The sequence below is a fragment of the Acinetobacter sp. YH16042 genome (assembly GCF_013417245.1).
Classification (GTDB): domain Bacteria; phylum Pseudomonadota; class Gammaproteobacteria; order Pseudomonadales; family Moraxellaceae; genus Acinetobacter; species Acinetobacter amyesii.
Genome location: NZ_VPEJ01000047.1, coordinates 1 through 5,594 on the forward strand (window position 1 = coordinate 1; position 5,594 = coordinate 5,594).

A 5,594-nucleotide genomic window follows, 5' to 3' on the forward strand; every position below is an offset into this window, starting at 1 on the left:
ATAACTATGAAAAACATTCTATTAGCAAGTATTACTCTTTTTATCGTTGGTTGTAGTGCTGAATCTGAAACTCAACTAATGGGTGGAAAATTTAGCTCCATGTCACAATGTCTTGAGACGATTAAAAATAGATCAGGCCAGACTCTTAGACCGATGACAGATACACCGGAGAAAGTTACTGGATATCTTGGAGATACGAACCTCAATTTCTACTGTGGAGTGAAGCAAACAGGTACTGAAGGTACTTATATTGAAGGTTGGTTTGATGAGCCAGTTAGTAATTAATTGTATGTAATTCTTAAAATCTAAAATCGTACGTTAATGAAAACAAATTTGCAGAAGTACTATTTTCTGTCATTAACGTACGAAAGCGCATTAAAAAGCGGAAAGTGAGCCTAAATCAGATATCAGCTCTTTTATCTGTATTTTGATTTCTTCTGGTGAACTATTTTCTAAGTTGGTGCTTAACTTTTCTATGTCTTTTAATAGCTTTTCTTTTATTTTTAGATGTGAATATTTTGTTTGATCTAATTTACCTTTATTGTTTAAAGATTTTATTGGGTCTAGTGTGTTGCAGTAGCCGTCTTCATTTTCGTTTCCTGTAATGTATATTGCTCCTTTATTTCTTAAATTATTTATTTCCCTTTTTGTATAATTATCGCTTTTTATGCCAATAAGTTTTTTCTTTTTAATAGCTTGTGGGAATTCTTTATCTAAGATTTTAATGTATTCGTTGCTTGTCCATGTATCTCCTCCATGGTTTTTTATTTTAATAAAAATTACTTCTTCAAAATTTATCAGAACTATTGCTATGCTGCCAGAGCGGTCTATAAATTTTGGATTTCTAGGATACATGTCAGATTTCAAATGAAAATGTATTAGTTTTTCATGTAAGTAAAGGTTATCTGTATAACTAGCTTCACATATTCTTGTACTTTGATATTTATTTAAATTTTCTCCATTTTCTATTTCTTTTTTTAGTTTGAAAAATCCTTTTTGTAAGTCAGTTGTTAGTTTTTTGAAATCTTCTTTAAAAGCTGAAGTTTGTAAACAATTACGAGTTTTTTCGGGAATTCTTCTTTCCAAAAAATTTAAGTATTGAAGTATTAAACAACTATTCGTACAGAAATCTATTTCTTCAGCAAGAAAATTTTGACAAATTATATTATTTAGATGATCTAGTAAATTAATTTTATTCATATGGTTACTCTAAATTTTTTTAAGGGCAAGGACACACAAAGGGTACTCTATACAAAAACTAAAGTTTTCGCTAGATTACCTTTTGTGCCTTGCAAGGGAAGAATCCCTTGACCCTCTTTTCGCCTTTTTCTATTGCGGTAAATTGCCTTTACTTGGCAATTTGTCCTCATAAAAAAAGCCGATCCAATCCATGAAGCAGATTGAGTCATGACTAAGAAAGACATAATCAAAAGAAAAAAAGAGATCAAAGTCCGTTTAACAGAAGCGGAACATCAAGCCTTACTGGAGCGTATGGAAGGTGGAGAGCTTGCAACTTGGATTCGAAATACTTGTCTAGATGAGAAGCCAAATAAAAGAAGAAATTATAAAGCGGCAGATCCTCAGCTATTAGCAGCATTAGGACGCATTGGGGGCAATCTCAATCAGATTGCGAGACAAGTAAATACTGTGGAATCTGATATAGAAAAACTTAGAGCCTTTGCAGAGTTGGCAGTTATTCGAGAACAACTACAAGGAATTTTAGCCAACTATGATCGTTAAATTTTTGGGAAATAAGGGCGGTGGTAGTGCAGGTGCAACCATTGACTACCTACTTGGCAAAGATAGGGATAGACCAGGTGCAGTTTTACTGAGTGGAGATCCTGAATTAACCCAACGATTAGCAGACAACTTGGACTTCCAAAACCGTTATACGGTTGGAGTACTTTCATTTGAGGAACCAAACCTCGAAGAACACCAAAAAGAAGCCATCATGCAGAGCTTTGAAGAAACATTGCTTGCTGGGTTAGAGCGTGACCAGTACGACATCACTTGGATAGAACACACTGATAAAGGACGTTTAGAGCTTAATTTCGTCATTCCAAATGTGGAATTAAGTACAGGAAAAAGATTACAGCCTTATTTTGATCAAGCTGACCGCCCACTTGTAGAAAACTGGAAACAAGTCATCAATTTTGAGCATGGTTTAACAGACCCTCATGCACCAGAGAAAGCTCAAGCAATTAAAACTTTGAATAGCCAAAACCTACCTCAAAGCGTCAAAGAAATTAAAGAGCAAATCGGGACCGCAATTGCTGAGCAAATTAGCAATGGCAATATCCAAAATAGGCAAGATGTAGTTGAAACCCTAAAGGGTGCAGGCTTTGAGATTGCTAGAGAAACAGATAGATCAATCAGTATTAAGAATCCTGACGGCAAGCGGAATATTCGTTTAGAAGGCGTAATTTATGAAAATCGACAATTTGATAAACAATTTGCAGAAGAACACCGCCGAGCAGGACAGGATTATCAAAGAACAAGCCGAGAGCGTTACGAAACAGCACTTGGAAAGCTACAACGCCTTACTGAGAGCAAGCAGCAAGGAAACAGAGAAAATTTTAAGGTCAAACCTTCAGACCATCCAAGATCAGCAGCCGAAAATCAGAAACGCTTTGCGTTTGAATATTCTCACGGGAGCAATATTGGGCGTGTTGATTACAGTGTTTCTGATTTTTCTTGGCGTAAATTGGTGGTTAGCGAAGCAAATTCAGAACAAGCAGCAGGAATTAGCCGAAATCAATCTGAAAGTAGAGCAGACACCGCTAGAGAAACAAATCTTGCGGAAGGTGACTTTACACGAGAGCGAAGACAAGAAAACCCTATATATCATGGCGAAGAACAGCAAAAAAGCGCACGCTTACGAGACCACATCCAGTCAAATGGTACTGAAATTGGAAAAATAGAATCTAACTTTAAAACTCCTTTTGAAAATCCATTTAACCAGTCAAATGATGGAAAGGAGCTTTTGAAGGATAGCGGAAGTTTATTTGAAAACTTAGCCACCTCAAAAGAAGCAAAGCAGGACGTAAAACAGAGTAATCCTAATCAAGCGGAACAAGATAATGCCAAACGACTTTATGAATCGCTACAAAGACTTATTGAACTCGTTAGAGAAGCAATTGAAAGAGCTAAACGCTATAAATCAAAGTCAGAGCGAGCAGATCGAAACATTGAGCATTCAGAATCAAGTATTGAGAAGTCAGAACGAGGAATTAGCCAGTCAAAATCAGCAATTAAACAATCTCAACAGCAAATTAAGAGAAGTGAACAGCAAATTAGCCAGCAAATGAAAGAAAAACAGGTTGAAAGGAGGGCTAGTAGAGGATTTGGGCGTTAAATTTAATAAATTACGCTAGATTACTTTCAAAAAAAGTCTAAAATAGACAAAACGCCTACTTTTATGAGGTTTGAACATGCAAGTTATTACAGCGAAAGATGCAAAATCACGCTTTGGTGAGTTATTAGATACGATGCAGCGAGAACCTGTATTAGTCACAAAGAATAAGCGCCCTGTTGGTGTTTTCTTGTCATTAAAAGACGTGAAAGGCACCCACTTAGAAAGCCTTTTTGATGTCCAAGATGATGATTATGAAGATTGGGAAAAAGAGAAAATCACAGAAGCGTTAAATGCTTTGAAAGCGCATCCATCTGATACGAAAGAAATGAAGTCAGTACATGCGACTGCAATGCAAAAGGCACGAGACTTGGTAGCGAGCCGTAAAAGATGACCTATGAAGTTTCTTACTTGCCACAAGCAGAACAGGATTTAATTGAAATTTTGGCGTATGGCATAGAGACATGGGGCGAAAAACTAGCAGAAGGGATGTATTTAAAAATTACTGAACAGCTAGAAACCCTGTATTTCTCACCAAATCGAACTAAAAAGAAGGGCAATTTAGGAACAAGAGAAATGCTTATTTCTGACAGTCCATACCGTGCAATTATTCAAATTGATGAGGCTAAAAAGAAGGTCTTTATTCTAAGAATTTTACATACTTCTAGAAATATCTAACTGAATATTTGTCCATATATGGACAAATATTCAGTTAGAAAATGAAGAAAATCAATAACTTTCAAAACCATTAAAGTTGTGTTAGATTTTCTTTTAGGCGAAAAAAAAGCAGGTCGGCAAACCTACTTTTTTCTCATTGTTTAACAAATACTTAAAGCATCTGTAAACGCAAATTCGATACTTGTATTTTACTGATGTTTTGAGCATTTGCAACATAAAGGACGTTGCAAAAGGTGAATAACGCTCAATTAAGCGATTTTTTTGAAAATCTTGCTCATAAACCATACTGTGCAGATGATTTATTGTATGGCTTACAAATAAGACCGAAAAAAACGGCAATCAACATGCAATACATACAGGGTAATCAGCCTTGTATGCTTCATTACTTCTTTTTTGATATAGATCGTTCAGATGCTGTCATGGCATGGCATGATGAAAATTTGCCAATGCCCTATTGGACAGCGCAGACCTTAAAAAATGGTCATGCTCATATTTGCTATAAATTAGAAATTCCACTGTGTACCAGTGAATTAGCCAGTCAAAAAGCAATAGCCTATGCCTCAAAGGTTCAGGCAGGACTTGCCAATAAACTTGGAGCAGACGTTGGCTACAGTCATCTCATTACGAAGAATCCATTTCATAAAGATTGGCGTGTCACTTTTTGGAGTGAACAAGCCTATACGCTCGATTATTTAGCCGATTTTGTAGAATTACCTAAGAAATTAAGCAAAAAACAGGAAGTTTCAGGACTTGGACGTAACTGCACACTGTTCGATACCGTGCGTAAATGGGCATATACGGCTGTTAGAGCGCATAGAGGTGGAATCTATAACACTTGGTTAGATGAGGTAGTAAAACATTGTCTAAGCGTAAATGAAGCGTTTTTAGAGCCATTACCATACTCAGAAGTCAAAGCAACCGCAAAAAGTATTGCTACTTACTGTTGGAAAAAAGATGCGTACTGCTACCAAGAGTTTATACATCGGCAAAGTCATAAGGGAAGTATTGGCGGTAAGAAATCTAAACGTTCTAAATCTGAAAACTCAGAACGTACAAACGAACCTTGGAAAAATTTAGGAATTTCTCAAAGTACTTATTACAGATGGAAGAAGTTAGGAAGGATTTAAAGCCTTCCCTTATTTCATTACCAAAAAAATGATACATCATTAGATTCTTCATCTATAAAAGAAGTAAAAGCACTAACCAATTCTGAGTATGTCTGTGTAGTAGACCATTTATGGTTATTTATAAATTTCATGTAAATTGCTTCAGGCATTAAATGGTCAATTAAATATTCTGCATCTGGCGCGATTTCTTTTAAGATTTTAGCCGACTCAGGTAGTTGATATGCAGTTTTAATTATATCTTTGATATTCCAATTTTTACTTGCAGCTGATGTGATTCCTACTGCCTGTTCAACAGATAATTCAATCGAATATATGCTTTTTAAATAATTCACGATATTTAAGAATATTTTATTAATATCTTCTTGTTTTAGATTATTTCTAATAACTCTTGATTCTACAGAGTCATTAATTTGCTTCTCTATCTCAGCGTAGTAAGT

At 35.6% G+C, this 5,594-nt stretch carries 8 protein-coding genes; 6 read left to right on the top strand and 2 right to left on the bottom strand.

The features are described 5' to 3' along the window. A partial coding sequence (locus FTV37_RS16175) for a hypothetical protein (protein ID WP_306670361.1) occupies positions 1–285 on the top strand: 285 nt, incomplete at its 5' end. A 90-nt stretch (positions 286–375) separates the two neighbouring features. Here FTV37_RS16175 and FTV37_RS16180 read toward each other — a convergent pair. Then, positions 376–1,200 carry a hypothetical protein gene (locus FTV37_RS16180; protein WP_179991777.1) on the bottom strand — a complete coding sequence of 275 codons (825 nt, stop codon included), beginning with the start codon at positions 1,198–1,200 and terminating at the stop codon, positions 376–378. 207 nt (positions 1,201–1,407) lie between these two features. On the opposite strand from FTV37_RS16180, the gene mobC reads away from it, so the two are divergent. The 5 genes from mobC (at position 1,408) to FTV37_RS16205 (ending at position 5,157) form a co-directional block, all read left to right on the top strand. Beyond that, positions 1,408–1,740 (top strand): plasmid mobilization relaxosome protein MobC, encoded by a 333-nt coding sequence (mobC, locus tag FTV37_RS16185; RefSeq protein WP_179996688.1) that lies wholly within the window; start codon positions 1,408–1,410, stop codon positions 1,738–1,740. Next, positions 1,730–3,355: a relaxase/mobilization nuclease domain-containing protein gene (locus FTV37_RS16190; RefSeq protein WP_180064273.1), complete on the top strand. Its 1,626-nt coding sequence runs from the start codon at positions 1,730–1,732 to the stop codon at positions 3,353–3,355. Before mobC ends, FTV37_RS16190 begins: the two co-directional genes overlap by 11 nt. A 76-nt stretch (positions 3,356–3,431) precedes the next feature. Next, complete coding sequence (locus FTV37_RS16195) at positions 3,432–3,746, top strand: type II toxin-antitoxin system Phd/YefM family antitoxin (RefSeq protein ID WP_003115799.1); 315 nt, start codon at positions 3,432–3,434, stop codon at positions 3,744–3,746. Further along, positions 3,743–4,030 carry a type II toxin-antitoxin system RelE/ParE family toxin gene (locus FTV37_RS16200; RefSeq protein WP_180064274.1) on the top strand — a complete coding sequence of 96 codons (288 nt, stop codon included), beginning with the start codon at positions 3,743–3,745 and terminating at the stop codon, positions 4,028–4,030. The genes FTV37_RS16195 and FTV37_RS16200 overlap by 4 nt, the downstream gene beginning before the upstream one ends. 233 nt (positions 4,031–4,263) lie before the next feature. Next, a complete protein-coding gene (locus tag FTV37_RS16205) occupies positions 4,264–5,157 on the top strand; it encodes a replication initiation protein (RefSeq protein ID WP_180012288.1) in 894 nt (297 codons plus the stop codon). A gap of 17 nt (positions 5,158–5,174) precedes the next feature. Here FTV37_RS16205 and FTV37_RS16210 read toward each other — a convergent pair. After that, a partial coding sequence (locus tag FTV37_RS16210) for a hypothetical protein (protein WP_180064275.1) occupies positions 5,175–5,594 on the bottom strand: 420 nt, incomplete at its 5' end.

Bases quoted from the DNA above. Each gene is read 5' to 3' on its own strand.
- FTV37_RS16180 (WP_179991777.1), bottom strand. From the start codon at position 1,200: ATGAATAAAATTAATTTACTAGATCATCTAAATAATATAATTTGTCAA.
- mobC (WP_179996688.1), top strand. From the start codon at position 1,408: ATGACTAAGAAAGACATAATCAAAAGAAAAAAAGAGATCAAAGTCCGT.
- FTV37_RS16190 (WP_180064273.1), top strand. From the start codon at position 1,730: ATGATCGTTAAATTTTTGGGAAATAAGGGCGGTGGTAGTGCAGGTGCA.
- FTV37_RS16195 (WP_003115799.1), top strand. From the start codon at position 3,432: ATGCAAGTTATTACAGCGAAAGATGCAAAATCACGCTTTGGTGAGTTA.
- FTV37_RS16200 (WP_180064274.1), top strand. From the start codon at position 3,743: ATGACCTATGAAGTTTCTTACTTGCCACAAGCAGAACAGGATTTAATT.